Source organism: Rhodoplanes tepidamans, from assembly GCF_030813915.1.
Classification (GTDB): Bacteria; Pseudomonadota; Alphaproteobacteria; order Rhizobiales; family Xanthobacteraceae; genus Rhodoplanes; species Rhodoplanes tepidamans.
This window is the reverse complement of the sequence record NZ_JAUSUJ010000022.1, coordinates 26,432-48,523: the sequence shown is the minus strand read 5'-3', so window position 1 is coordinate 48,523 and position 22,092 is coordinate 26,432. Positions and strand designations below refer to the sequence as shown.

The following is a 22,092-nucleotide window of genomic DNA, read 5'->3' as shown; positions in this document are numbered from 1 at the left end:
CGGCGAACCGACCTCTCCCCGCCGGGGAGAGGTGAATCGGAGGACGGCGCGTCGTCCTGCGGTGTCGGGGTCGCTCCGACCAAGCACGTGCGACCCGCTCGCCCGAAAAAACTCTTGATCCCCAGGGGCCGGGTGCTTATCTGACCCTCATGCCGCCGACATTGGTCCGACCGACCGATCGGCGGCTTTCGCTTGTTCGGAGCCCGTCGCGGATCTCCGCATTCTGTTTCTCTTCACTCTCGAACCGGGGAGGACGACATGCGTCACGGCGCCCTCTTGCGATCCGGGATCGGCCTGGAGCGTCCAGGCGTGGCCCGGGATGTCGCGCAGCAGCAGATCTCGACCGCACCGGAGGCCGAGCCGCGTCGGATGGACGACGCGCGACTCGATCATTTCGTCGTGCGCAACGGGGTCCGCTGCGCCGGTGCGCACCTGATCATCGACATCCACGGCGGCGAGCGGCTGGACGAGATCGAGCACATCGAGCATACGCTGCGCCGCTGCGTCGACGCCGCCGGGGCGACGCTGCTGCACATCCATCTCCACCACTTCCAGCCGACCGGGGTGTCGGGCGTCGCCGTGCTGGCCGAGAGCCACATCTCGATCCACACTTGGCCGGAAGCCGGCTATGCCGCGCTCGACGTGTTCATGTGCGGCAATGCCGACCCCGACGCCTGCGTGCCGATCCTGCGCGAGGCCTTCGCGGCCCGCCGGGTGGCGGTGAGCGAGCTCCTGCGCGGGCAGGGGGTGTAGGCACCGTCATTCCGGGGCGCGCCGAAGGCGCGAACCCGGAATCCATCCCGGCAACGGGCCATCATCGTGTCGCTGGATTCCGGGTTCGCCGCTGCGCGGCGCCCCGGAATGACCGGGGGGCAACCATCATCATGTCCCAAAAGCCCTGGATTCCCGAGACCCTGTTCGACGACCTCGGCTTCCGCATGACCTATGCGGCCGAGCGGGTGCTCTACGAGGAGCGCACCGACCACCAGGACCTCGTGCTGTTCGAGCACCGGACCTTCGGCAAGATGCTGATGCTGGACGGCGCGACCCAGGTCACCACCCGCGACGAGTTCATCTACCACGAGATGATGAGCCACGTGCCGATCCTGGCCCACGGCCGGGCCCGCAGGGTCCTGATCGTCGGCGGCGGCGACTGCGGCATCGCCGAGGAGGTGCTGAAGCATCCGGGCGTCGAGCGGCTCGTCCAGGTCGAGATCGACGCCTCGGTGGTCGAGTTCTCGAAGACGCATTTCCCGGAGTTCACCGGGCCGGTGCTGTCCGACCCGCGCTTCGTCCTGGTCATCGCCGACGGCATGGACTTCGTCGCGACGACCGGGGAGCGCTTCGACGTGATCATCGTCGACTCGACCGACCCGCAGGGGCCGGGCGCCGTGCTGTTCACCCGCGACTTCTATGCCGGCTGCCGGCGCTGCCTGACGCCGGGCGGCGTGATGGTGACCCAGAACGGCGTGCCGTTCTTCCAGCCGGACGAGCTCCGGGCCTCGGTCGGCCATTTCCGGTCGCTGTTCGCCGAGGGGACCTGCTACGTCGCCGCCATCCCGACCTATGTGGGCGGCCACATGGCGATGGGCTTCGCCACCGACGACCGCGCCCTGCGGCAGACGCCGCCGGCCGAGCTGGAGCGCCGCTGGATCGCCGCCGGCCGTTTCGAGACGCGCTACTGGACCCCGGAGGTCCAGCCCGCCGCCTTCGCGCTGCCGCGCTTCATCGTCGATGTGATCGCCGACGTGATCGCCAAACGCTGAGGGCCGGCCGACGAGGCCGCGCCCTCCGGACCACCGGCGGCCGCCCGCGTCGCGCCACCCCGATTTCAAAAAAGCCACAAAGATCCGTAGGGAAGAGTCCGGGAACCCTGTGGAGGAATGGCGATGATCAAGACACTCGGTGCTGCCGCTCTCGTGGCGCTCACGCTGGCGCCGTCCGGCCCCGCGGCCGCGCAGGATGCGCTGTCCGGCGGCCTCCTGGGCGGCGCCGCGGGCGCCATCATCGGCGGCGCCGTGACGGGCCGGGCCGGCGGCGCGATCGCCGGCGGCATCATCGGCGGCGCGACCGGTGCGATCATCGGGGCCGAGGCGGAGCGCCGCCGCGGCGGTTTCTACTGGTACGAGGGCCGCTGCTACCAGGCGGTGCCGGGCGGCTACCAGCGCGTCCGCCGCGACTACTGCTACTGACCGGTCCCGGCCGGTCCTTCCTTACGAGGCAGACGAGGCGGGGCCGTCAGACCGGCCCCCGCCGCCGGCGCACGGGCACGGGCGGCGCCAGCACGGCGCCGGCGCGGGCCTGCACCTCGGCCGGCACGGCGTAGTCGCGGATCAGGGCGCGCACGTCCCGCAGCCCGCACGCCTCGCGCTGCACCATCAGCATCCACAGCGCATGGGCGGCCGCATCGACCAGGGCGGCCCGCTCTCGGCGCGGCTCCGCCGCGGTCGCGTCGTGCGCCGCCAGCGCCGCCAGCGCCTGCTCCAGCCCGCGTCCCAGCCGGCCGAGCGCCGAGGCCTTCTCGGCCATCAGCTCGTCGGCGAGCAGGTCGGTGGGCGTCTGGTCTCGCGGTGACTTCGGCATCCCTTCAGCCCTGCACGCCGTCGGTGGCGTCGATGTGGCGCCGGCCCGCGCCGGCGTCATGGACCCTCTCCCGGGGTCGCGACGTTAGCACGGAGGAGTCGACGGGACGAAGGAGCGCAGGATGGACGAGGCTGGCGGCTGGTTGTGGTTGCTGATGAACGTGGGCTTCGTCGTCGTCCTGGCGGCGGCGCTGATCTGGGGCACCATGCGCTGGCGGCGGCGCCGCACCGACGCCGCCGCCCGGGCGGAACGCGACCGGGCGACGCTGAAGTCCTATCGCGAGAGCGATCAGAACACCGCGAGGTAGCGCAGGAGCGACAGCACGCCGATGACGATCACGACGATGCGGGCGATCTGCTTCGCCCGCGCGTCGATCGGCAGCATGCCGATGAGATAAAGGACCAGGATGACGACCAGGAACGTGATGAGGATGCTGATCAGAAGTCCCATGGATGAACGACTCGCCTGAGGGGATGCCGCGGGGGCCGGCATCCCGAGGGGGTGGACGGCCCCGGACGGGCCGTGCTTCGCCGGCCGCACGGCCGGATCGCAGGCACAACGGGAGATCGGCCGGGTAAGTTCCCACCACGGTTCCGGCGGCGCCGCCGGGCAGGGACGCCGCCGCCGGCGCGCGGCGGAGCCGCCCGGCCTTCGCCGGCGGGCGGTCCGCACGGGTTCGCCCGGGTTGCCGCGGCGAAATACCGTCTGCTATAGCGACCTCGCGCGTCCGGGCGCCACTCTGCGCGACCGGTTCGCGGGCCCGCCCCGGAGAGCGGCCCGACCGGGCCGCCGCCCGCCGGCTTCCCGAGGAGCTTCCATGTCGGTCGACGCCGCGACGGTCCGTCGCATCGCTCATCTCGCCCGCATTGCCGTCGAGGACGACGAGGTCGAGCACCTCAAGGGCGAGCTCAACGCCATCCTGGCCTTCGTCGAGCAGCTCTCCGAGGTCGACGTCACCGGCGTCGAGCCGATGACCTCGGTCACGCCCATGACGATGAAGAAGCGCGAGGACGTCGTCACCGACGGCGAGATCCCGGATCTGGTGGTCAAGAACGCCCCGGCCAGCCAGGACCACTTCTTCCTGGTCCCCAAGGTGGTGGAGTGAGCGCCGTGACGAGCCCGACCACCTCGACCCCCACCGCGCTCTCCCTCGCCGAAGCCCGTGACGCGCTGAAGCGGCGCGAGCTCTCCGCCGTCGAGCTGACGCAGGCCCATCTCGAGGCGATCGAGCAGGCGCGCGTCCTCAACGCCTATGTGCTGGAGACGCCCGACAAGGCGCTCGCCATGGCGAAGGCCTCCGACGAGAGGCTCGCCCGGGGCGAGGGCGGCCCGCTCGAAGGCCTGCCGCTCGGCATCAAGGACATGTTCGCCACCGAGGGCGTGCGCACCACGGCCTGCGCGGCGATCCTGGAGAACTTCGTGCCGGTCTACGAGTCGACCGTGACGTCGCATCTCTGGCGCGACGGCGCCGTGATGCTCGGCAAGCTCAACAACGACGAGTTCGCCATGGGCTCGTCCAACGAGACGTCGCATTTCGGCCCGGTGGTCTCGCCGTGGCGGCGCGCCGGCTCGGAGGCGAAGATCGTCCCCGGCGGCTCCTCGGGCGGCTCGGCCTCGGCGGTCGCGGCCGGCCTCTGCCTCGGCGCCACCGGCACCGACACGGGCGGCTCGATCCGCCAGCCGGCGGCGTTCGCCGGCATCGTCGGCGTGAAGCCGACCTACGGGCGCTGCTCGCGCTGGGGCATCGTCGCCTTCGCCTCGTCGCTCGACCAGGCCGGTCCCTTCGCCCGCACCGTGAAGGACACCGCCATCCTGCTGCGCTCGATGGCCGGGCACGACCCGAAGGACACCACCTCGGTCGACCGGCCGGTGCCGGACTACGAGGCGGCGGTCGGCCGCTCGGTCAAGGGCATGAAGATCGGCATCCCGAAGGAGTACCGGGTCGCCGGCATGCCCGACGAGATCGAGGCGCTGTGGCGCAAGGGCGCCGAATGGCTGAAGGCGGCCGGCGCCGAGATCGTCGAGGTGTCCCTGCCGCACACCAAGTACGCGCTGCCCGCCTACTACATCGTGGCGCCGGCCGAAGCGTCGTCGAACCTCGCCCGCTACGACGGCGTCCGGTTCGGCGTGCGGGTGCCCGGCAACGACATCACCGCCATGTACGAGAAGACGCGGGCCGCCGGCTTCGGGCCGGAGGTGCGGCGCCGGATCATGATCGGCACCTACGTGCTCTCGGCCGGCTACTACGACGCTTATTATCTGCGGGCCCAGCAGGTCCGCACCCTCATCAAGAAGGACTTCGAGGACTGCTTCGCGGCAGGCGTGAGCGCGATCCTGACGCCGGCGACCCCGTCGGCCGCCTTCGGCATCGGCGAGAAGGTCTCGGGCGACCCGGTCGAGATGTACCTGAACGACATCTTCACCGTGACCGTGAACATGGCGGGCCTGCCCGGCATCGCCGTCCCGGGCGGGCTGGACGCGCAAGGACTGCCGCTCGGCCTGCAGCTCATCGGCCGGCCGTTCGACGAGGAGACGCTGTTCTCCCTCGCCGCCGTGATCGAGCAGGACGCCGGCCGGTTCACGCCGGCGCGGTGGTGGTGACGGAATTTGTAGGGCGGGTTAGGCGCGGAACGCGCCGTAACCCGCCACTCGTTGCCGGTCGCTCTCCAACGGTGGGTTACGCGCCTTCGGCGCTAACCCACCCTACGACTTCGCTTCGCGATAGAGGGCGCCGAGCGGGATCGCGAGGTCGAAGGCGAGCAGGATGATCTCGGCCTCGCGGCCGAGCAGCCGCTGCGGCTCGGCTGGAAACGCACCGGCCTCGTCGCGCCGGTACAGCCACGCCACCGGCTCGTCCTGCGACAGCACCAGATAATAGAGCAGGCTCGGCAGGCTGGTGTATTCGGTCAGCTTCTTTCCGCTGTCGACCAGCATGGTCGAGGGCGAGAGGACCTCGGCGATCAGCAGCGGACCGACCGCGGTCAGACCCTTGGGATCGTCGCTCTGCTGGTCGACGACGACGTCCGGATAGCGCACCGACCCGCCGACCCGGACCGCGAGCTCGGACATGGTGACGTGGTAGCGTCCCTCATCCAGGGCACCGAACAGTTGGAAGAAGAGCCGCCCCGCCACCTCGCGGTGCGCCTTGGATGCGCCCGTCATCAGCACGACACGGCCCTCGCTCAGCTCGCAGCGCTCGCCCTGCAGGTCGGGGTGGCGCAGGAATTCCTCGGGGGTGAGCGGGGGCAGGGTCCTGATGGTCATGGGCTCCTCTCGCGCGCCATCCTAGCAGAGGACGCGCGGGACGGGCAGGGGCGGCGAGGGGGCCAGTCGCGCCGGGAGCCGTGACGGTGGCCGAGCATGGCCGGTCGCGGCGCGCTTCGGCCCGGCCCCCACGCTCCGCTCATGCCCGCGGAAGCGGGCATCCGGGGCACCGTGCCGTGTCGCCCTGGGTCCCCGCGTACGCGGGGACGAGCGGAGCAGACGCTGCGACGCGCAGGCCATCCGATGGAGCGGACGGTCGGCTACTTCGCCTCGTGGACGACCTTGCCGCCCACCATGGTCATCACCGACGTGATGTCCTTGATCTCGGCGGCCGGCACCGTGAGGTAGTCGCGGTCGAGGACGACGAGGTCCGCGTACTTGCCGGGCGCGAGCGAGCCGAGGTTCGCCTCCTGGAACAGGAAGGCGGCGTTGGAGCGTGTGTGGGCGATCAGCGCCTCCTCGCGCGTGATGGTCTCCTTCAGCACCTTGCGGCCGCCGACCATCTCGCCCGTCACGGCCCAGTGCAGGGTGGTGAACGGGTTGGTCGGCGTCACCGCGGTGGCGTCGGAGCCGAGCCCCCAGGGGATCCCGCTGTCCTGCACGAGCCGCAGCGGCGGCATCGCATAGGCGCGGTCGCCGTGGGTCTTCAGCATCAGGGCGCCCTGGATGGTCGGCCGGCTGTGGAGCTGGACATACATGCCGAGCCGCTTCATCCGGGCGATGTCCTGCGGCTCGATCTGGTCGGCATGCGACATGGTCCAGCGCAGCCCCTTGATCGGCTTGACCCCGTTGATCGTCTCGATCTCGGTCAGGAACGCCTCGATGGTGCCCCGGAGCTGGGCGTGGACGTTGAGGTGCATGCCCTTGTCGGCGATCGCCTGGGCGATGCGGCGCCACTGCGCCATGGCCTCCGGCGTCGGCGAGGCGCCGCGCGCGAGCAGGTTGTCGTGCAGGGGGAAGTAGACGGTCTCGCCATAGCCGGTGTGGTCGAGCCAGTCGTCGCCCTGGAACGGCTTGAGGCCGGCGATGACGGCCAGCGCCTTGTCGACGCCCTCGGCCGAGGTCGGCTCCTGCCACAGATTGTAGAAGGCGCGCACCGTCATCTGCTTGCGCTCCCACACGGTGCGGAAGGTCTCGATGTGCCCGGCGTTGAAGCCGCGGCCGCCCATCTCCTGGTAGGCCGTGATGCCCATCCGGTTGAGGTCGCGCATCAGGGCGCGGGCGTTCGCGACGCCCCGCTCCCTGGCGACCTCGCCCAGCCGGCCGAGCGTCCAGGCGACGGCGCCGCCGCCGTTGAAGACGCCGGTCGGCTGGCCGCTCGTGTCCTTCTCGATCCGGCCGTTGCGCGGGTCGGGCGTCTCCGCCGTCACGCCGAGCGCCTTCAGGGCGGCCGAGTTGGCGTAGATGCGGAAGTAGATGACCTGGAGGACGACCGGGTTGTCGGGCGCCGCCGCGTCGAGCTCGGCTTTGGTGAAGCCGCCGGGCTGATCGGTGAACTGCTCCTCCGACCAGCCGCCGAGCGACAGCACCAGCTCGCCCGGCTTCGACGCCTTCGCCTTGGCGGCGATCATGGCCAGGGCCTCCTGGCGCGACGTGATCCCGTCGAGCCGCACCTCGCGGTCCCAGTACTCGGCCGCCCGCATGAAGTGGGCGTGGTTGTCGATCAGGCCCGGGACGACGGTCTTGCCGGCGAGGTCGATCACCCGCGTCTGCGGCGTCTTCAGCGCCTCGATGTCGGCAAGGCTGCCGGCGGCGACGACGCGCTCGCCGGTGATCGCCAGGGCCGGCACCACGCTGAAGCGGTCGTCGACCGTGACGATCTTGCCGTTGACCAGGAGGGTGTCGGCTCCGCGGGCTGCGGCGGCGGGGGTGGCCGTGGCGGGGCCGGGGGCGGTCGTCTGGGCGACGGCCGGGCCGGCGAGCGCGGCGGCGCCGGCCAGCAGGCCGGCGGCGAGCACACGGGGGGCGTGACGGGTCTGCATGCGGGGGGTCCTCCACGTTGTCGACTTCTTGATTGGCGAGGACGATAGCGCGGCACGCCGGAGCCCGGCAACGGCGGCCGGTGTGCCTCGGCCGGGCGGGCATCACCGCACGGCTGCATCGCAGCAAGGCTGCTCCGGTCGCCGGAGCCTTGAAGGCACCGCCGACACTCTGTAACCGGTTGGCGATCGTTTCCGTGCCGCCCGTCGGGGCGCCGGAACGGCCGGGAGTGGCCCGGCCAGACACGACGAGGCGGACATGAACGCACCGGTGAGGACGACGAAGCTGATCAAGGGCGCGACCGGCGACTTCGAGGTGATCGTCGGCATGGAGGTCCATGCCCAGGTGACCTCGAACGCCAAGCTGTTCTCCGGCGCCTCGGCCGCCTTCGGGGGCGCGCCGAACTCCCACGTCTCGCTGGTCGACGCGGCAATGCCCGGCATGCTGCCGGTGATCAACGAGGAGTGCGTCCGCCAGGCGATCCGCACCGGCCTCGGCCTCAAGGCGAGGATCAATCTCAGGTCGGTCTTCGACCGGAAGAACTATTTCTACCCGGACCTGCCGCAGGGCTACCAGATCAGCCAGTACAAGTCGCCGATCGTCGGCGAGGGCGAGGTCGTGGTCGACATGCCGGACGGCGAGACGGTGCGGGTCGGCATCGAGCGGCTGCACCTCGAGCAGGACGCCGGCAAGTCGCTGCACGACCAGCACCCGACCATGTCGTTCGTCGACCTCAACCGCTCCGGCGTCGCCCTGATGGAGATCGTCTCGCGGCCCGACATCCGCTCGGCCGAGGAGGCCAAGGCCTTCGTCGCCAAGCTGCGCACCATCATGCGCTATCTCGGCACCTGCGACGGCAACATGGAGGAGGGGAGCCTGCGGGCCGACGTCAACGTCTCGGTGCGGCGCCCCGGCGAGCCGCTCGGCACCCGCTGCGAGATCAAGAACGTCAACTCGCTGCGCTTCATCGGCCAGGCCATCGAGGTCGAGGCCCGCCGCCAGATCGGCATCATCGAGGACGGCGGCTCCATCGAGCAGGAGACCCGGCTGTTCGACCCGGCGCGCGGCGAGACCCGGTCGATGCGCAACAAGGAGGAGGCGCACGACTATCGGTACTTTCCCGATCCCGACCTGCTGCCGCTGGAGTTCGACCAGGCCTATGTCGACGCGCTGGCGGCGGCGCTGCCCGAGCTGCCCGACCAGAAGAAGGCCCGCTTCATGGCGGACTACGGCCTGTCGGCCTACGACGCCGACGTCCTGGTGAGCGAGCGCGAGAGCGCCGCCTTCTTCGAGAGCGTGGTGGAGGCCGGCGCCGGGAAGCGGCGCGATCCGAAGATCGCCGCCAATTGGGTGATCAACGAGCTCGCCGGCCGCCTCAACAAGGAGGGCCACGGCATCGCGGAGTCGCCGGTGTCGGCCGCGCAGCTCGGCGCCGTGCTCGACCTGATCGCCGACGGCACCATCTCGGGGAAGATCGCCAAGGACCTGTTCGAGATCGTGTGGAGCGAGGGCGGCGATCCCCGGGCGATCGTCGAGGCGCGCGGCATGAAGCAGGTCACCGACACCGGTGCCATCGCGGCCGCGGTCGACGAGGTGATCGCCAGGAACCCCGACAAGGCGGCGCAGGCGAAGGAGAAGCCGGCGATGGTCGGCTGGTTCGTCGGCCAGGTGATGAAGGCCTCGGGCGGCAAGGCGAACCCGCAGGCCGTCAACGCGTTGCTCAAGGCGAAGCTCGGCCTCGACTAGGCCGAGACGCAGCGCTCGTTTGCCGCCGCGCCTGCGCGGCGGCGCGTCTGCTCCGGGGCGCGCCGACGGCGGCGCCGACGGCCGCGCCGATGCGGCCGACCGCGATCGTCGCGGCGTCCGCTGGCCTCCGCGTCCTCTTCTCTCCACCTCCGTGCCGCCGTCTCGCCATCGCGTCGCCGCCTCGTCGCGACGATCGCGCGCGTCGCCGCACATCGTCCGGAGCGTCGCAGCGATCGTCCATGCTGGTCGCGAGGCGCGTCGCGAGGCGCGTTCAGACGGTCGGCCGGCGGCCGGATCGAGGTGCCGGAAGCGCCTCTGCGACAGGCCTTCCGGCGCCTCCTCGAATCAGTCGCTGCTCGATTCGAGTGGAGTGACGCGTCGCGCCGCGTTCGCGAAGGCGAGTCCGCGGAGGAAATCCGCAGAATTTTTTGCCGGCGTGAACGAACCGTTAGCGCGCCGTCTCTGGACCTCTCGGCGCATGCCGTGAGCAGCACGACCGCGCGCTGGACGGATCCGGACGACATGCAAGAAACCAACGTTTCATCGGCACATCTCGCGACGACGATGCGCGGCGCGACGGCGCGCGCGACGCGTGCCGGCTCGCGCCGCGAGGCCTCGCGTGCGTCGCGGAAGATCGATGCGGGCGCGCGCCGATCGTCGCCGACGACGCGGAACGACAAGCGGGGCCGCTGATTTTTCCGTTGTGCTGTAGTAATCGAAGTGTAGTGCCCTCGATTCGCGTGGGCACGTTTCTGATAGCCATCCCACCACGGCTAGGAGGGCAGCATGCCGAAGAAAGCGACGACCGCGAAGCCGGCCGCCAAGAAGACGGCGACCGCGAAGAAGACCACGACCGCCAAGAAGACGACGACGAAGGCGGCGGCGAAGCCGGCGGCGAAGAAGACCACGGCGAAGAAGACCACCACGGCCGCGAAGAAGCCGGCCGCCAAGAAGGCGCCCGCGAAGAAGAAGTGAGGAGCGGCCTCTCGGAGCCGACCGCTCCGGGCAAGCCGTGGACTTCGTCGGGGACCGGCGACAGCGGCGCGATCGACCTTCGAACCCGGAGCTTGCTTCGCTCCGAAGCGCCGATCTCGAACCGCGGCCGGTCACGAACGACGAAAAAGAGGGCGTCGGCGAGACCGAGCAGAAGCCCCACCGAGCCCCGCCGCACCGGCCGGGCGAACGAGTGGAGAGCGCGCGGGTCTCGCCCTGCTTCTCGGGCGGCACACGCCGCCGGGCAGCGCGACCATCGGACCTCTCGCCGACGCCCCCCTTCATGTGCGACGGCCCGCAGGCCTCGAGGCCTTCGCCGGGTGACACCGGGACCGCTTCTCACCCGGATCGCCATCGCCGCTTCGATGCGGCATCCAGAGGGCACGCCTCCCCGGTGTGCGCTCATTCGGTTGCGCTCCTCCTGCCGGCGCTTCCGTCGTCGCCGGCCGCTGCCGCGCCGGTCCGTCGCGCCGCCGGCGCGTCCCGAGACACACGGATCCCCGGCCGGCCGGACGTCCGCCCGCCGCTTCGTCTGTCCTGAACTCCTGGTGCACCGCCGCCCGCCGTCGGCTGGCGCTCCTCGCTTCGGCGAGCTGTTCGCGCCGCCGACGCCGCGACGGCTCGTGCCGGGAGCGGGTGCCGCGGCTCAGCCCTTCAGGCAGCCGCGCATGAAGGTCCGGTAGGCCTCGCGGCCTTTCACGTCCTTCGCCTTCTTCTCGTCCTTCCACTTCGCGGCGCAGTCCTTCATGCGCTGCTGCTGGGCCGAGACCTTCTTTTCCGCGGCCGGCTTCGCCTCCGTCGCGGGCTTCGTCTCCTGCGCCGCCGCCGGCACGGCGGCGACCAGGAGGACCGCGGCGGCGACTGCCGCCGCCCAGGACGTCGTCACCGAAGATCTGTTCGAAGACCTGCGCATGGTGTCCTCTCCCCTGTGAGCGGAGAGACGAGGATACGCTTCGCTCCGTCGGCGCGCCATCGGTCGAACGTCCGGCACATGATCGGCTCGCCGCAGCAGAACCGTGTCGCCTGGGAAGAACTGTCGGTGGTCGGCGCACACCGTCTTGCGAAGCGCGCGGCGAGTCGACATCTCGTGCCTTGGCCCGATCCGGCGACAGGAGTGAGCAATGGCCCGCACCCCCGACAAGACTTCCGGCACCCGCGGCGCGGCGCGTCCGCGCAAGACGACGCCCAGGCGCGCGGTCGACGCAGCGCCCGCCCGGCAGGGGCGGGCCGCGCCGAAGGCCGCGGACCGGAAGAGCCGGGCCGCCGGCGCGCCGCGCGGGACGAAGCCGGCCGGGAGGGCGTCCGCCAAGCCTGCGAAGACTCCGGCGAAGAAGCCGGTGGCGACCACCGCAGCCAAGCGCACCGGCCGCACCGTCGAGCGCGCCAGCCGCACCGGCAAGGCGCGCACCGCCGGACGGCCGGCGCCGATCGAGCTGTTCTACTGGTCGACGCCGAACGGCTGGAAGATCTCCATCATGCTGGAGGAGTGCCGGCTGCCCTATGTGGTGCGGCCGATCAACATCGGCACCGGCGAGCAGTTCGATCCGGCGTTCCTCGCCGTCGCGCCCAACAACCGCATCCCGGCGATCGTCGATCCGGACGGGCCGGGCGGCAAGCCGATCTCCATCTTCGAGTCCGGTGCCATCCTGCAGTATCTCGGCCGCAAGACCGGCAAGCTCTATCCGGCGAACGAGCGCGCGCGGGTCGAGGTCGACCAGTGGCTGATGTGGCAGATGGGCGGGCTCGGCCCGATGGCGGGTCAGGCGCATCACTTCCGCATCTACGCGCCGGAGCAGGTGCCCTACGCGATCAAGCGCTACACCGACGAGTGCAATCGCCTCTACGGGGTGATGAACCGGCGGCTCGCCGACCGCGAGTTCCTGGCCGGCAAGTACTCGATCGCGGACATCGCCTGCATCGGCTGGGCGAGCCGGCACGAGCGGCAGGCGCAGGACCTCGCCGACTTCCCGCACCTGAAGCGCTGGCTCGGCACCATGCTGGCACGGCCGGCGGTGGCGCGCGGCATGGCGCTGGCGGCGGAGTCGGCGAACAGCGTCGACATGAAGGATCCGGCCGTGCAGGCGCTGCTGTTCGGCCAGCGGGCCCGCTGATCGCGACGGCTCGCCACCGGTCGCCGCCGCGCTCCGGCGCGGCGGCGACCGCCGCCTGCCGTCGGCACCTTTGCCGGTCGCGCCCGGCGGTGTCGTGCGAAACCCTTTTTCGCGCGGCTTTCCGGCGTGGTGAACCAGGCCTTGCGCCGCGTGGTTACCGGGTTGTCGACGATTTTTCGAAAGTGCAGCAACGACGCGGGTTTCCGCGCTGTCGGGCCGGGCTTTCCGGGATCGCGGCGCGGTTCCGTTAAGGGCCGATTCATCGCACCTTTTAAGTGCGTTTTCAGACGCCTCCCGGAAGATCGGGGTGTTCGGACGGCAATGCTCCGGACGCTTCGACGAAACCAACGGCCGGCATCGGCCACGGCCTGGGGAGGCCAGACATGGGACGGTACGACGCAGCGGCGATGGACACGGCGGCCCTCGGCGAGGCCACCACCAACGCGGACATGTTCTTCCAGCTCGGCATGATGTACTCGACCGGCTCGAGCGTGGAGGCCGACTACGTGTCGGCCCACAAGTGGTTCAATCTCGCCGCCATGAACGGCAACAGCGACGCGATCCGGCTGCGCCGTGAGATCGCCGAGCTGATGTCCGAGGCCGAGATCGCCTCCGCTCAGCGCGCCGCCCGCGCCTGGCTCGGCCGCTGAGGCGGGAAGGGCGGCGAGCCGGCCTGGCGGCCGGCCACCGGTCCGGCCGGCGGCGACGCCGATGCGACCGGTTCGCGGCTTGACCCGCCCCGCCTAACCGCATACGAAAACCCCACTGGAGCTGTGGCCGAGTGGCTGAAGGCGGCGGTTTGCTAAACCGTTATACGGCCTTAAAGCCGTATCGAGGGTTCGAATCCCTCCGGCTCCGCCAGCCCTCAAATCCCTGAAAGATCGACTGGATCGCCGCTCGCAGGCCCCGCCTCGCGGGCCGTGCGCGCCCGTCCCGCGGGCCGGGCTGGGCGCTCGTCCGCGCGACGGCTCGGGCCGCCCGGGACCGGGGGAGATTCGGCCGGGCGCCTCGGTGCGGCCGGCGCGCGACCGCCTACGGCCGGGCGGTGCCGGTCGGGTCGAGCCCCGGAAGGCTGTGCAGGAGCACATAGGCCGCGACCGTCAGCACCAGCGCCGCCAGGATGCGATTCAGGGCCGCCTTGTGGCCGGACAGGCGAACGGCGAGCAGCATGCCGAGCACCCCGCCGACCAGGCCGCCGGCGACGAGCTCGGCGGCGATCATCCAGTCCACCTGCCCGGCGCGCGCATAGGTCAGCGCCGTCGCGAGCCCGAAGGTGCCGACCGCCAGCAGCGACGAGCCGACCGCCCCGATGGTGGACATGCCGGTGGCGAGGAGCAGCGCCGGCACCGCGAGGAAGCCGCCGCCGATCCCGAAGAAGCCGGAGGCGAGCCCCGTCACGGCTCCGGCCGCCGCCGTCGCCAGCCCCGACCGGAGATCGACGGGGCGGAGCGCGCCCGCGGTCGCGGGACGCCGCCGCAGCATCGCGACGCCGACGCCCGCCATCGCCAGGCCGAACAGGAACAGCAGCCGTCGCCCGTCCACCAGGAGACCCAGGCTCGAGCCGAGCAGCGCGCCCGCCGTGCCGACCAGCGCGAAAACGACGGCGTGCGGCCAGCGCACATGGCCGCGCCGCGCATGCAAGGCGAGATTTGCATAGGCGTTGATCGACACCGCCAGCGCGCCGGTGCCGATCGCGACGTGCGGGCTCTCGATCCCGACCAGATAGAGCAGCAGCGGCGTGGCGAGCACCGAGCCGCCGCCGCCGACGAGGCCGAGCACGAAGCCGACGATTCCGCCGGCCCCGAGGGCGGGAAGCAGCGACGGGTCCGTCACGGCACTGTGCCCGCACGGAGGTGGTGCGCGACCGGACGTCGCCGCGGCGCCCGGACCGTCAAGAGGAGACTCCGCGGCCGGCCGGGCGGACGACGACCCGGGCGCCGTCCGGCAACCGGCCGTAGAGGTCGATGACGTCCTGGTTCATCATCCGGATGCAGCCGGACGACACCGCCTCGCCGATCGACCACGGCTCGTTGGTGCCGTGGATGCGGTAGAGCGTGTCCTTGCCGTTCCTGAACAGGTAGAGGGCGCGGGCGCCGAGCGGATTCTCGGCGCCGCCGTCCATGCCGCCGGCCCATCTGGCGTACTTCGCCGGCTCGCGCGCGATCATGTCCGGCGTCGGGGTCCAGCGCGGCCATCGGCGCTTGTGGGCGACCGTCGCGGTGCCCGAGAAGGCGAGCCCCTCGCGGCCGACCCCGACGCCGTAGCGCAGCGCCTTGCCGCCCTCCTGGACCAGATAGAGGAAGCGGTTCTCCGGATCGACCACCACGGTGCCGGGCGGCTCGCCGGTCGGGTCGTCGACCAGACGGCGCATGTAGCGCGGCTTCAGCGCGTCGGGCTCCACGGCCGGCACGACGAACGGCTCGGTCGTGACGGCGGCGTAGCGTCGGGCGTCGGGGGACGGCGATGCGGCCGCCGGCGCGACGGGCGGCGCCGCCGCCGTGGTCTGGCAGGCCGCGAGAGCGAGACCGGCCAGAACGACGAAGAGGGGGCCCGCCGTGCGACGGCGCGGCGGACAGACGGGGGTCATGCGGATGCTCACTGCGCGGCCTGCCGGCGGCGTGCCTCGGCGAAGGCCTGCTTGAAGCCCTTGTAGTCGAGGGTCGAGGTGCGGAACGGGCCGATCAGATAGGAGGGCGTCCCCTGCAGGCCGATGGCCTGTGCCTGGGCGGCGTTGCGGCGGAGCAGGGCCGTGATCCGGTCCGCGTTCTTGTCGTGGTCGGCCTGCAGCCGGGCGAGATCGACGCCCGACGCCTGCACCGCCTCGCGCATCGTCTCCTCGGGGATCCGCCGCCCGGGGATCGCCATCAGGGCGTGGTGGACGAGCGCGTAGCGGTCCTGATAGGCGGCGGCGAGGGCCAGCCGCGCCCCGAACACCGAGGCTTCGGTGAGGATCGGCCAGTCCTTCAGGACCAGCCGGATCTTGCCGTCCTCCGCGACGGCGCGGTCGAGATCGGGCGCGGCCTTCTTGCAGAAGGGGCAGTTGTAGTCGAAGAACGCCACCGCGGTGACGTCGCCCTTCGGGTTGCCGAAGGTCGGCGCCTCGGGATCGCGCAGGATCGCCTCGGTATCGATCCCCTGCGCCGCGGCCCGGCGGGACAGTCCCGGCGCCGCCGCGGTCAGAGCCGCGCCGGCGGCGAGCAGAATCAGGTCTCTGCGTCTCATGAACGTCTCCGATCCGGTTGGGTGAGGGTGGGTCACGCGCCGGCCGCGGCGAGGCGGCGGGCGATCTCGTCGGCCGTGATCGGGCCGATCAGCCGCGAGCCCGGGATCTCCCGGCCGGCGGCGTCGAGCAGGAAGAGGGTCGGCGGGCCGACGACGGCGAAGCGGGCCATCAGCGCCCGGGTGTCGTCGCCGTAGGTCGTCACGTCGGCGGCGATCACCGGCAGCCGCGCGAGGCGGGCGCGGATCGCCGGCTCCGACAGCACCGCCTCGTTCGACCGGCAGACCGTGCACCAGTCGGCCGTGAAGGCGACCAGCACGGGCCCGCCCGTATGGGCCGCCACGGCACGATCGAACGCGGCGAGCGACGCGACCCGCGTCGGCGCCGGCGCCTCACGGGTGGTCGCATGGTCCGACATCAGGAAGGCGAGCGGCCGCAGCGGATCGTTGGCGCCGCCGGCGGCGCCGACCAGAAGCAGGACCCCGTAGGTCGCCGCGGCGAGCCCGGCGGCCTTGCCGAGCCGGCCTCGCCATTCGCTCGCGGGACCGAGGCGATCGAAGCCGCCGAGGAAGACGCCGGCCGCGAGCGCGAGCACGCCCCACACGGCGAGCGCGGCCGGGCCCGGCAGGATCCGGGTCAGCAGCGAGGCGGCGACCGCGAGGAACACGACGCCGAAGATCTGCTTCACCCGCGCGAGCCATGGCCCGGAGCGCGGCAGCACGCGGGCCCCGAAGGTGCCGACCGCGACCAGCGGCAGCCCCATGCCGAGGCCGAGCATGAACAGCGCCGCCGCGCCCTTGCCGGCCTCGCCGGTCTGCGCGGCGTAGAGCATCGCGGCGGCGAGCGGCGGGGTCACGCACGGGCCGACCACGAGGGCCGAGGCGAAGCCGAGCAGCGCCGCCCCGGTGATCGATCCGCCGCCGCCCCGCGCCCCGCCGAGCCGCGCCGCGAGCCCGGCGGGCAGCGCGATGTCGAACAGGCCGAACATCGACAGCGCGAGGGCGACGAGCGCCGCCGCCATCAGCCCGAGCGCCCAGGGCGTCTGCAGGGCCGCCTGGAGATTGGCACCCGACCAGCCGGCGGCGAGGCCGAGCAGTCCGTAGGCGGCCGCCATCGCGATCACGTAGCTCGCCGACAGCACGAAGCCGCGCCGCGGCGACAGCGTCTCGCCGGAGCGCACCAGCATGCCCGACAGGATCGGGATCATCGGGAACACGCACGGGGTCAGCGCGAGCAGGACGCCGAACAGCAGGAAGGCGGCGAGCATCGGTCCCCAGCCGCCGGCCAGGAGGCCGGCCGTGGCATCCGGCTCCGGTGCGAGCGACGGCGTCGACGCCGACGCCGGTCCCTGTGCGTCCGCCGCGGCGCCGCCCGGCGCGACCGCCACGCGGGTGCCGTCGACCATGCGGGACGGCGGATCGCTCACCGCGAGGGTCGCGAGGTCGATCACCTTGGCGACGGGCGGGTAGCAGATGCCCCGCTCGGCACAGCCCTGATAGGAGACGCGCAGCCGGCCGGCGGCCGGCGCATCGGCGAGGCGGGCCTCGACGGCGTCGTGATAGATCTCGACGAGGCCGAAGTTCGGGTCGTCCTTCTCGGTCCCGGCCGGCAGCGCGAGCGGCAGGGCGCGGCCGTCGAGAACCGCCTGCATCCCGTCGCGGTAGAGATAGTGGCCGGGCGCCGCGGCGATGCGGATCGCCAGGACTCCGTCGGGAGCCCGGCGGGCCGCGAGCGTGAAGACCTCGTCGGCCGGCGGCGGCAGCGGCTCGGCGGTCGCGGCCGGTGCGAGGAGGCCCAGGAGGGCGACGACGATGCCGGCCAGACAGCCGATCAGCCGGGCGGGAACCCGGCAGGACGATCCTCTCATGGCGTGACGTCTCCCCGATCCGTGACGCCGAGGAGGTCGATGGCTCACCTTAAGCCAGCCTTAAGGTGGACCTAGAAGGTCCGGGCGGCCGCACCGGCGGCCGGGCGTGCCCGGCGGAGGGCAGGGAGGTCGCATGCGCATCCTCGTGGTCGAGGACGATCCGGTGCTGTCGGACGGCCTGAAGGTCGGCCTCGGCCTGTCGGGGGCGACCATCGATCGCGTCGCGACCTGCACCGACGCGCGCGCCGCGCTCGCGGCGGCGCGGTTCGACGCCGTGGTGCTCGACGTGATGCTGCCGGACGGCTCCGGCCTCGACGTGCTCGCCGACGTGCGGCGGCGCGGCGACGCGACCCCGGTGCTGCTGCTCACCGCCCTCGACGAGACGTCCGACCGCATCGCCGGCCTCGACGCCGGGGCCGACGACTATCTCGGCAAGCCGTTCGATCTCGACGAGCTCGCGGCGCGCCTGCGCGCGATCGTGCGCCGGCGCGACGGACGCGCGAGCCCGGTGCTGGAGGCGGCCGGCGTCGTGCTCGATCCCGCCACCCAGGTCGCCACCGTCGCGGGCGAGGCGGTGCCGCTGTCGCGCCGCGAATTCGCGGTGCTGTCGGCCCTGATGGAGCGACCCGGCGTTATCCGCTCGAAGAGCGAGATCGAGGACCGCCTGTACGGCTGGGACGAGGAGGTGGAGAGCAACGCCGTCGAGGTCCACATCCACAACCTGCGCACCAAGATCGGCCGCGCCGCGATCGAGACCGTGCGGGGCATCGGCTATCGCATGCGCGGCCAGCCGTGATCCCGGTCCGGCCATGACCTCGCTGAAGCGCCGCCTGTTCGTTCTCCTGCTCGCCGCCACCGGCGTCATCTGGCTGTCCGCCATCGCCTGGATCTCGCTCGGCAGCCGCGCCGAGCTCGAGCGCGTGCTCGACACCCGGCTGCAGGAGGCGGCCCGGATGGTCCACTCGCTTGCCGGCTCGGCCATGACGTCGACGGCGAGCGCCGCCGTCGACGCGACCGGCTACGCGCGTCAGCTCTCCTGCCAGATCTGGTCGCTGGACGGACGGCTGGTCGGCCGCTCCTCGGGGGCGCCGGACGGCCGGCTGGCCGCCGACCAGGACGGCTTTTCGGACCGGGAGGTGAACGGCGAGACGTGGCGGGTCTACACCATCGTCGACCGCGACAAGGGCGTGCGCGTCGCGGTCGGCGATCGCCTCGGCCTGCGCGACCGGCTGGTGCGCGACCTCGTCGCCGGGATGCTGGCGCCGATCCTGCTGGTGGTGCCGCTGCTCGGGGTGCTGATCTGGGCCGGCCTCGGCCGCGGCCTGCGGCCGCTCGAAGCGCTGGCCGGCGAGATCGCGGCGCGCGACGGCGAGGACATGCGGCCGGTGCCGACGGAGGGGGCGCCGCGCGAGGTGCGGCCGCTGCTCTCGGCGCTCAACGGCCTGTTCGGCAAGGTCGAGGCGGCGCGCCGCCACGAGCGCGACGTGACCGCCTTCGCGGCGCACGAGCTGCGCACCCCGCTCGCCGGGCTGAAGACGCAGGCCCAGGTCGCGCTGGCGGCGCCCGACGCCGCGACCCGCGACGGGGCGCTGCGCCAGATCCTGGTGTCGGTCGACCGCACGACGCGGCTGACCCGCCAGCTCCTGGCGCTCGCCCGCCTCGAGGCGATGGGCGCCGCCCGCCCGGAGGGCACGATCGATGCCGGGGCGGTGCTGCGCGACGTCGTCGCCTCGCTCCCGCTGCCGGCCGGCACCACCGTCACGGTCGATCCGGCGCTCGACGGGCTGCGCGTCCCGGCCGAGCGCGAGATGCTGCATCTGGTGCTGCGCAATCTGCACGAGAACGCCGTCGAGCACATGCCGGCCGGCGGCCGCATCGCCTGGGCGCCGCTGCCCGGCGGGCTCGGTCTCGCCGTGGAGGACGAGGGGCCCGGCATTCCCGACGAGGAGCTCGCGCTCGTCACCCGGCGGTTCTGGCGCGGCCGCCACCGGAGCGCCTCCGGCACCGGACTCGGGCTGACCATCGCCGAGATGGCCGCCCGCCGGCTCGGCGCCCGTCTCGGCTTCGCCAACCGCAGCGACCGCAGCGGCCTGCGGTGCGCCCTGGCGTGGAGCTGAGGGGCGGACCGGGGCGCGTCCGGCTGCGGCTCGCTGTGGTGATGGTTCGCCCGCACCTCGTTCGGAGCGCGTCTCGTCGGAGGCGGTGACGCCGCGTCCGCGGCCGTGCACGTCCGGGCACGCGGCGGCCTCGGCGCAGTTCGCTTTCGTACCGAGCTTGGGGCGCCTCGTCGTCGTGACGCAGGAACGGCGGCGTGCGCGAACCCGTTTCCTCGACGCCGGGCGATGTTCGTCCGGCGTCCGTCCGGCCCGAAGCGCGAACAAGCCGGTCCGGAGCGGCGGCTCCGAGGGTGCGAGCCCCACGGCCGCGCGTCGCATCCGTGTTCGCGTTCCGCCGTCCGCGGCCGTCGCCCGATGCCGGTCCGTCCGGCCGGTCGACCGGGCACGGGCCGACGAAGCCATGCGATCGCCGATCCAGCGTCTCCGATCCGGTATCGCCGATTCACGACCACGCATTCCAACATCGAAGAGGAACGACATGAGGGCGATCACTCTTTTTGCGTCCGCCGCACTCGCATCGACGGCCCTGGTGCCGCTCCCCGCCACTGCGCAGACGGCGCGGCAGCCGGGTGCGCAGGCCCAGGGGCAGCAGGCGCGATCGATTCCGGCGGCCGAGTTCGTGCAGCGCGCGGCCGTGAGCAATCTGTTCGAGATCCAGTCGAGCCGGCTCGCCGACACCAAGGCTCGGAACGAGCAGGTCCGGCAGTTCGCCCAGCGGATGATCGAGGAGCACGGCCAGGCCGGCCAGCGCCTGCGCTCCGCCGCGCAGAACCAGAGCATCCCGGACGCGCTCGACCAGCAGCACACCCAGATGATCCAGGAGCTGCAGAACGCCAGCGGCTCCGGCTTCGACCGCCGCTATGTCGACATGCAGGTGAAGGCGCACGAGCAGGCGGTGTCGCTGTACGAGTCCTTCGTCCGCGGCGGCGAGGAAGGCCAGCTCCAGCAGTTCGCCAGGCAGACGCTTCCGACCCTGCGGGACCATCTCCAGTCGGCGCGGCAGATCGAGCAGGGGATCGCGCGTCAGCAGGTCGGATCCGCACAGCAGGGCCAGGGGCCGCAGGGACAGGGTCGGCAGGCCGAGGGTCAGCAACGGCAGGCCCGGACCGGCGCCGACCAGGCCGGTGCCGATCAGGGTGACCAGGCGGATCCGTCGCGGATCGTGGTGCGGCAGCCGCCGCCGCGCGTGCAGATCGACCAGGGATCGCCGCGGGTCACGGTCGATCAGCGACAGCCGCGGGTCACGGTCGATCAGCGACAGCCCGAGATCGTGGTGCGCCAGCTGCCGCCGACCATCACGGTCGACCAGCCGCAGCCCGAGATCGTCGTCCGGATGCCGCAGCCGGACGTGAACGTGGCCATGCAGCCGCCGCGCGTCGAGGTCGACCAGCCGCAGCCGCAGGTCCGGGTCGCCAGGCCCGACCAGCAGCAGCAGGCCCAGGTGGACGTCGAGCGCGGCCGGCCGGACGTCACCGTGAGGCGGGCGGACGATCCGAACGTGCAGATCGCCAACGAGAGCCGCCGTCCGAACGTGCGCTTCGAGCGCACCGGCGAGCCGAAGGTCGTCTATCGGGAGGCCGACGGCCAGCCGCGCGTCTTCTACGAGGAGCAGCAGGCGGGTGACCGGAGCGGCCAGCAGGGCCGGCAGCAGGCCGGTCGGGAGCAGACGCAGCAGCAACGCCAAGCCCAAGCCCGGCAGCAGGCCCAGCAGGACGACCGGCAGCCCCAGGCTCGACAGTCGCCCGCCGGGCAGCAGGCGCAGCAGCAGTCCGCGGCCGGCAACCGGCCCACCGACGAGGAGCGGCGCAAGGCCCGCGCCCGCCTCGGCGGGGCGGAGGCAGAGACGACCGGCAGCGCCGGCCAGCCGACCCGCACCATGATGGTCGAAACGATCACGGATCTCGACGTGTACAATGCCCGCGGCGAGCGGCTCGGCGACATCCAGGCCGTCGTCGCCGACCGCGACAACCGGCGCCATGTCGTCATCGCCTCGGGTGGGTTCCTCGGCTTCGGCGAGGACCAGGTCGTGTTTCCGCTGGAGCGGTTCCGGTTGCGGGGCGATCGGCTGACGATCCAGGGCGTGAGCGACGACGACATCGACGCCATGGCCGATTACCGCAACGCCAACACGAACTACCGCGCTCTGTCGGCGAACACGCGCCTCGAGGTGCCGATCTCGCAGTAGGCAATCGCGTCGTGCGACGCCGTCGA

The 22,092-nt window shown here is 72.2% G+C and carries 23 protein-coding genes and 1 tRNA gene; 15 read left to right on the top strand and 9 right to left on the bottom strand.

The annotated features are described in order from the left end of the window. The first annotated feature begins 309 nt into the window (after positions 1-309). The 3 genes from speD (at position 310) to J2S22_RS22875 (ending at position 2,192) form a co-directional block, all read left to right on the top strand. Positions 310-753: an adenosylmethionine decarboxylase gene (speD, locus tag J2S22_RS22885; protein WP_370878243.1), complete on the top strand. Its 444-nt coding sequence runs from the start codon at positions 310-312 to the stop codon at positions 751-753. A 131-nt stretch (positions 754-884) separates the two neighbouring features. Beyond that, positions 885-1,766, top strand: coding sequence for a polyamine aminopropyltransferase (gene speE / locus J2S22_RS22880; protein ID WP_272778596.1), 882 nt, complete (start codon positions 885-887; stop codon positions 1,764-1,766). Positions 1,767-1,889: 123 nt separating this feature from the next. After that, positions 1,890-2,192, top strand: a complete 303-nt coding sequence (locus J2S22_RS22875; protein WP_272778595.1) for a glycine zipper domain-containing protein — start codon at positions 1,890-1,892, stop codon at positions 2,190-2,192. A 46-nt stretch (positions 2,193-2,238) separates the two neighbouring features. On the opposite strand, the gene J2S22_RS22870 is transcribed toward J2S22_RS22875, so the two are convergent. Continuing rightward, a complete protein-coding gene (locus J2S22_RS22870) occupies positions 2,239-2,583 on the bottom strand; it encodes a DUF6665 family protein (RefSeq protein ID WP_272778594.1) in 345 nt (114 codons plus the stop codon). A 121-nt stretch (positions 2,584-2,704) separates the two neighbouring features. Between J2S22_RS22870 and J2S22_RS22865 the strand changes: the two genes are divergently transcribed. Continuing rightward, entirely contained in the window at positions 2,705-2,890 is a 186-nt protein-coding gene (locus J2S22_RS22865) for a hypothetical protein (protein WP_272778593.1), read from the top strand. On the opposite strand, the gene J2S22_RS22860 is transcribed toward J2S22_RS22865, so the two are convergent. Then, entirely contained in the window at positions 2,872-3,033 is a 162-nt protein-coding gene (locus J2S22_RS22860; protein WP_272778592.1) for a Thivi_2564 family membrane protein, read from the bottom strand. The two genes, J2S22_RS22865 and J2S22_RS22860, sit on opposite strands and share 19 nt — an antisense overlap. 367 nt (positions 3,034-3,400) lie before the next feature. Between J2S22_RS22860 and gatC the strand changes: the two genes are divergently transcribed. Further along, positions 3,401-3,688: an Asp-tRNA(Asn)/Glu-tRNA(Gln) amidotransferase subunit GatC gene (gene gatC / locus J2S22_RS22855; protein WP_272778591.1), complete on the top strand. Its 288-nt coding sequence runs from the start codon at positions 3,401-3,403 to the stop codon at positions 3,686-3,688. Positions 3,689-3,693: 5 nt separating this feature from the next. Then, positions 3,694-5,184 (top strand): Asp-tRNA(Asn)/Glu-tRNA(Gln) amidotransferase subunit GatA, encoded by a 1,491-nt coding sequence (gatA, locus tag J2S22_RS22850; protein ID WP_272778590.1) that lies wholly within the window; start codon positions 3,694-3,696, stop codon positions 5,182-5,184. A gap of 102 nt (positions 5,185-5,286) precedes the next feature. Here the strand turns inward: gatA and J2S22_RS22845 are convergent, their stop codons facing one another. Together J2S22_RS22845 and J2S22_RS22840 are read right to left on the bottom strand one after the other, a co-directional pair. Then, positions 5,287-5,847 (bottom strand): Uma2 family endonuclease, encoded by a 561-nt coding sequence (locus tag J2S22_RS22845; protein ID WP_272778589.1) that lies wholly within the window; start codon positions 5,845-5,847, stop codon positions 5,287-5,289. Between the two features lie 260 nt (positions 5,848-6,107). Next, positions 6,108-7,829 (bottom strand): amidohydrolase, encoded by a 1,722-nt coding sequence (locus J2S22_RS22840; protein ID WP_272840311.1) that lies wholly within the window; start codon positions 7,827-7,829, stop codon positions 6,108-6,110. Positions 7,830-8,085: 256 nt separating this feature from the next. Here J2S22_RS22840 and gatB point away from each other — a divergent pair, with 256 nt between their 5' ends. The 3 genes from gatB (at position 8,086) to J2S22_RS22825 (ending at position 10,548) form a co-directional block, all read left to right on the top strand. Then, on the top strand, positions 8,086-9,573 hold the full coding sequence (gene gatB / locus J2S22_RS22835) for an Asp-tRNA(Asn)/Glu-tRNA(Gln) amidotransferase subunit GatB (protein ID WP_272779532.1): 1,488 nt from the start codon (positions 8,086-8,088) through the stop codon (positions 9,571-9,573). A gap of 483 nt (positions 9,574-10,056) precedes the next feature. Beyond that, complete coding sequence (locus J2S22_RS22830) at positions 10,057-10,266, top strand: hypothetical protein (protein WP_272779533.1); 210 nt, start codon at positions 10,057-10,059, stop codon at positions 10,264-10,266. Positions 10,267-10,359: 93 nt separating this feature from the next. Then, on the top strand, positions 10,360-10,548 hold the full coding sequence (locus J2S22_RS22825; protein ID WP_272779534.1) for a hypothetical protein: 189 nt from the start codon (positions 10,360-10,362) through the stop codon (positions 10,546-10,548). Positions 10,549-11,212: 664 nt separating this feature from the next. Here J2S22_RS22825 and J2S22_RS22820 read toward each other — a convergent pair. Continuing rightward, on the bottom strand, positions 11,213-11,479 hold the full coding sequence (locus J2S22_RS22820) for a PsiF family protein (protein WP_272779535.1): 267 nt from the start codon (positions 11,477-11,479) through the stop codon (positions 11,213-11,215). 514 nt (positions 11,480-11,993) lie between these two features. Here J2S22_RS22820 and J2S22_RS22815 point away from each other — a divergent pair. The 3 genes from J2S22_RS22815 to J2S22_RS22805 all read left to right on the top strand — a co-directional run bounded on the left by J2S22_RS22815 (position 11,994) and on the right by J2S22_RS22805 (position 13,538). After that, positions 11,994-12,677 carry a glutathione S-transferase family protein gene (locus J2S22_RS22815; RefSeq protein ID WP_272779563.1) on the top strand — a complete coding sequence of 228 codons (684 nt, stop codon included), beginning with the start codon at positions 11,994-11,996 and terminating at the stop codon, positions 12,675-12,677. Between the two features lie 383 nt (positions 12,678-13,060). Next, the gene (locus J2S22_RS22810; protein WP_272779536.1) at positions 13,061-13,327 is read left to right on the top strand and encodes an SEL1-like repeat protein; all 267 of its coding nucleotides are present in this window, start codon (positions 13,061-13,063) and stop codon (positions 13,325-13,327) included. A gap of 117 nt (positions 13,328-13,444) precedes the next feature. After that, positions 13,445-13,538 (top strand) — tRNA-Ser (locus J2S22_RS22805). A 171-nt stretch (positions 13,539-13,709) separates the two neighbouring features. Here J2S22_RS22805 and J2S22_RS22800 read toward each other — a convergent pair. Genes J2S22_RS22800 through dsbD form a run of 4 tightly spaced genes read right to left on the bottom strand, consistent with a single transcriptional unit; the run spans position 13,710 to position 17,764 of the window. After that, a complete protein-coding gene (locus J2S22_RS22800) occupies positions 13,710-14,510 on the bottom strand; it encodes a sulfite exporter TauE/SafE family protein (RefSeq protein ID WP_272779537.1) in 801 nt (266 codons plus the stop codon). 58 nt (positions 14,511-14,568) lie between these two features. Further along, a complete protein-coding gene (locus J2S22_RS22795) occupies positions 14,569-15,264 on the bottom strand; it encodes a L,D-transpeptidase (RefSeq protein ID WP_307155876.1) in 696 nt (231 codons plus the stop codon). Positions 15,265-15,272: 8 nt separating this feature from the next. After that, positions 15,273-15,899 (bottom strand): DsbA family protein, encoded by a 627-nt coding sequence (locus tag J2S22_RS22790; protein WP_272779538.1) that lies wholly within the window; start codon positions 15,897-15,899, stop codon positions 15,273-15,275. 32 nt (positions 15,900-15,931) lie between these two features. Next, positions 15,932-17,764 carry a protein-disulfide reductase DsbD gene (gene dsbD / locus J2S22_RS22785; RefSeq protein ID WP_272779539.1) on the bottom strand — a complete coding sequence of 611 codons (1,833 nt, stop codon included), beginning with the start codon at positions 17,762-17,764 and terminating at the stop codon, positions 15,932-15,934. Positions 17,765-17,897: 133 nt separating this feature from the next. Between dsbD and J2S22_RS22780 the strand changes: the two genes are divergently transcribed. The 3 genes from J2S22_RS22780 to J2S22_RS22770 all read left to right on the top strand — a co-directional run bounded on the left by J2S22_RS22780 (position 17,898) and on the right by J2S22_RS22770 (position 22,066). Further along, positions 17,898-18,560, top strand: coding sequence for a response regulator (locus J2S22_RS22780; RefSeq protein ID WP_272779540.1), 663 nt, complete (start codon positions 17,898-17,900; stop codon positions 18,558-18,560). 13 nt (positions 18,561-18,573) lie between these two features. After that, a complete protein-coding gene (locus J2S22_RS22775; RefSeq protein ID WP_272779541.1) occupies positions 18,574-19,881 on the top strand; it encodes an ATP-binding protein in 1,308 nt (435 codons plus the stop codon). Positions 19,882-20,359: 478 nt separating this feature from the next. Further along, on the top strand, positions 20,360-22,066 hold the full coding sequence (locus tag J2S22_RS22770) for a DUF4142 domain-containing protein (protein ID WP_272779542.1): 1,707 nt from the start codon (positions 20,360-20,362) through the stop codon (positions 22,064-22,066). Positions 22,067-22,092: the final 26 nt, after the last annotated feature.

Coding starts and splice junctions, on each gene's coding strand:
- speE (WP_272778596.1), top strand. CDS start 885: ATGTCCCAAAAGCCCTGGATTCCCGAGACCCTGTTCGACGACCTCGGC.
- J2S22_RS22875 (WP_272778595.1), top strand. CDS start 1,890: ATGATCAAGACACTCGGTGCTGCCGCTCTCGTGGCGCTCACGCTGGCG.
- J2S22_RS22870 (WP_272778594.1), bottom strand. CDS start 2,583: ATGCCGAAGTCACCGCGAGACCAGACGCCCACCGACCTGCTCGCCGAC.
- J2S22_RS22865 (WP_272778593.1), top strand. CDS start 2,705: ATGGACGAGGCTGGCGGCTGGTTGTGGTTGCTGATGAACGTGGGCTTC.
- J2S22_RS22860 (WP_272778592.1), bottom strand. CDS start 3,033: ATGGGACTTCTGATCAGCATCCTCATCACGTTCCTGGTCGTCATCCTG.
- gatC (WP_272778591.1), top strand. CDS start 3,401: ATGTCGGTCGACGCCGCGACGGTCCGTCGCATCGCTCATCTCGCCCGC.
- J2S22_RS22845 (WP_272778589.1), bottom strand. CDS start 5,847: ATGACCATCAGGACCCTGCCCCCGCTCACCCCCGAGGAATTCCTGCGC.
- J2S22_RS22840 (WP_272840311.1), bottom strand. CDS start 7,829: ATGCAGACCCGTCACGCCCCCCGTGTGCTCGCCGCCGGCCTGCTGGCC.
- gatB (WP_272779532.1), top strand. CDS start 8,086: ATGAACGCACCGGTGAGGACGACGAAGCTGATCAAGGGCGCGACCGGC.
- J2S22_RS22825 (WP_272779534.1), top strand. CDS start 10,360: ATGCCGAAGAAAGCGACGACCGCGAAGCCGGCCGCCAAGAAGACGGCG.
- J2S22_RS22820 (WP_272779535.1), bottom strand. CDS start 11,479: ATGCGCAGGTCTTCGAACAGATCTTCGGTGACGACGTCCTGGGCGGCG.
- J2S22_RS22810 (WP_272779536.1), top strand. CDS start 13,061: ATGGGACGGTACGACGCAGCGGCGATGGACACGGCGGCCCTCGGCGAG.
- J2S22_RS22795 (WP_307155876.1), bottom strand. CDS start 15,264: ATGACCCCCGTCTGTCCGCCGCGCCGTCGCACGGCGGGCCCCCTCTTC.
- J2S22_RS22790 (WP_272779538.1), bottom strand. CDS start 15,899: ATGAGACGCAGAGACCTGATTCTGCTCGCCGCCGGCGCGGCTCTGACC.
- dsbD (WP_272779539.1), bottom strand. CDS start 17,764: ATGAGAGGATCGTCCTGCCGGGTTCCCGCCCGGCTGATCGGCTGTCTG.
- J2S22_RS22780 (WP_272779540.1), top strand. CDS start 17,898: ATGCGCATCCTCGTGGTCGAGGACGATCCGGTGCTGTCGGACGGCCTG.
- J2S22_RS22775 (WP_272779541.1), top strand. CDS start 18,574: ATGACCTCGCTGAAGCGCCGCCTGTTCGTTCTCCTGCTCGCCGCCACC.
- J2S22_RS22770 (WP_272779542.1), top strand. CDS start 20,360: ATGAGGGCGATCACTCTTTTTGCGTCCGCCGCACTCGCATCGACGGCC.